The organism is Vibrio sp. Vb0937, from assembly GCF_033338855.1.
This window is the reverse complement of sequence record NZ_JAWOTK010000243.1, coordinates 1-1,293: the sequence shown is the minus strand read 5'-3', so window position 1 is coordinate 1,293 and position 1,293 is coordinate 1. Positions and strand designations below refer to the sequence as shown.

The following is a 1,293-nucleotide window of genomic DNA, read 5'->3' as shown; positions in this document are numbered from 1 at the left end:
ATAAGAAATCGTACGCGGCGTTGATGTCTTCGATGGAAGCGGCGGAGTCATCAGGTGCGCAGGGCTTAGTCGAACGCGCAGCGCTAGAGCTTGGTGATGTATTGGTAAAAATTCAAGGCTATGACCGCTCTGAAGTCGTGCTGAAGCAGGCGTATCGTTATTTTAAAGACCGCCGCATGTCGTTTAATGAGTTGCTTAGCGTCCTAACTATTGCAAAGCTACACAAAGCTCAGTTCCAATACGATGAAGCCATCAAATCTTATCAAGCAGCTTTAAAGCTTGCGCAGATTATTGGTGACGGACGTTTTCGCTTTCGGGTGAACTTGGAGCTTGCGTCTCTGTATCGCGAAACCAACAACGAAAAAAACATGCTGCGTCATCTCAAGCTTGCCGAAAACTTGCAGTACCGTGAAACCTCGAATGCGTACTTGGCAACATTTAAGTTGTTGCAAGCTGAGTACATGCTAGAGCGTAAGCAGTATCAAGCTTTGTTAACGATGATTACGCCTTTACTTCCTGAGATCATCGAGAGTCGCTACATCAAACAGCAGCAAATGGAGCTGTTAAAAGTCGCTGCTATGGCTTACGCCGGAGATAAAAACTTCGAATTGGCCTATCAAACCTACGGTCAATATCATGAAAAATTCATTCAATTTAGTAATCAGCGTGAAGTCGAGAACTTAGAGCGACAACAAACCTTGTTTGAGCTAGAGCGATTAGAGTACGAGAACGAAAACCTCAACTGGAACAATGTATTACAGCGTCTAGAGTTGGAGAACAATCGCCGAACGTTCTACTTGTTGGGTGAAGTGTTATTGGTAATGATTGGTATTTTATTGCTTATGGCGTTGGTATTTTTGTACGTGAACCGTTCGCGTTTGCGTATGCGTCGTTTGGCGAAAACCGACATGTTAACGGGCCTGTTTAACCGCCGATTCTTGGAAGAGTGGTTTGCGAAACCTGCAGAGCAAAAGCCTAAGCTGATTGAAAAGCCAATTCCAGAAACGAAGAAAGGTAAGTTGGTTCACAAGCTAAACAAGCAAGTCATGCGTGTTCAATACGGCTATTTGGCGCTCAATCATTGGGTTGAAAGAAAGCTTGATAAGCAGAAAATGGTAGCGAAAAAGCCGGAAACAGGGCCTATCACGCTGGTTATGATGGATGTCGACCATTTCAAACAGGTCAACGATACCTATGGCCATGTGTTTGGTGACGTCGTATTAACTGGCGTAGCCAAAGTGCTCGATTCGTCAGTGCGTGAGAGTGATATTGTGGCTCGTCTTGGTGGGGAAG

General features: G+C 45.0%; 1 protein-coding gene. It reads left to right on the top strand.

The features are described 5' to 3' along the window. The coding region (locus tag R7P67_RS24785) for a GGDEF domain-containing protein (RefSeq protein WP_318086313.1) at positions 1-1,293 on the top strand (1,293 nt) is incomplete at both ends.